We start from the raw sequence: 787 nt of genomic DNA, 5'->3' as shown, positions 1-787 counted from the left end.
CCCACATACGGAACCGGTCGTAGATCGTCGACCAGGAGCCGTAGCTGTTCGGCACGTCCCGCCAGGGGCTTCCGGTACGGAACCTCCACATCACCGCGTTGAAATAGCTGCGCAGGTCAGGGATCGGTCCGGACGCCCCCAGCGGGAGGTGCGGCTCGATCAACTCCCATTCACCATCGGTCAGATCACCACGCGTCATACCACTGTGCTACCAGCCGAAACACCCACACGAAGGACGAACACCCCGATTGTGATCCAGACTCAGAACAGGCCCTAGTGCGCAACTCGATGAGAAGATCCGCGATGGCCATGCGTCTGCCCTCATGATCGAGCACTTGCGTTGCGTCTGAACGCTGTGCTCTGCGTGCGGGCCTACGCAACGATCTCTTCATGCGTCGAGGCGTTCGAGGATCGTCCACCAAGGAGACATAGCAGCTGGTCGCGAGCTTGATCAAGAATCAAGTGAACACGCGGAACCAGCGCGTGGGCGCGGCAGGGATCGAACCTGCGACCACTCGCTTGTAAGCAGTCCCGGGACTACCGATGTGCGAAACCCCTTGTCTCCCAACGGTTACGCATGATCGCTTAACCCGACAGGGCCGAAGTTGTGCGCTGTCTAAACGATCTCCATGGGGAGATCATCTAAGTCCGTCATGACCGCTAGTCGCGGTAGGGACCGTCCTTACGGACGGCCCCCCGCACAGATCCCAGCGAGCGGAACTACCGCACTGGGCTCCCGCCTCGGGTGCTGGCGTCGAGCCGAACGGTAGGCAGGGGATGTCGGACC

At 61.2% G+C, this 787-nt stretch carries 1 protein-coding gene; it reads right to left on the bottom strand.

Going from position 1 to position 787, the window contains the following annotated elements; all coding sequences use genetic code 11:
• A partial coding sequence (locus FMEAI12_RS00270) for a transposase (protein ID WP_146776586.1) occupies positions 1–199 on the bottom strand: 199 nt, incomplete at its 3' end.
• Positions 200–787: the final 588 nt, after the last annotated feature.

Source organism: Parafrankia sp. Ea1.12 (assembly GCF_900465275.1).
In the GTDB taxonomy this organism is placed as follows: Bacteria; Actinomycetota; Actinomycetes; order Frankiales; family Frankiaceae; genus Parafrankia; species Parafrankia soli.
The sequence above is the reverse complement of the archived record's forward strand: the minus strand, read 5'-3'. Positions and strand labels throughout refer to the sequence as shown.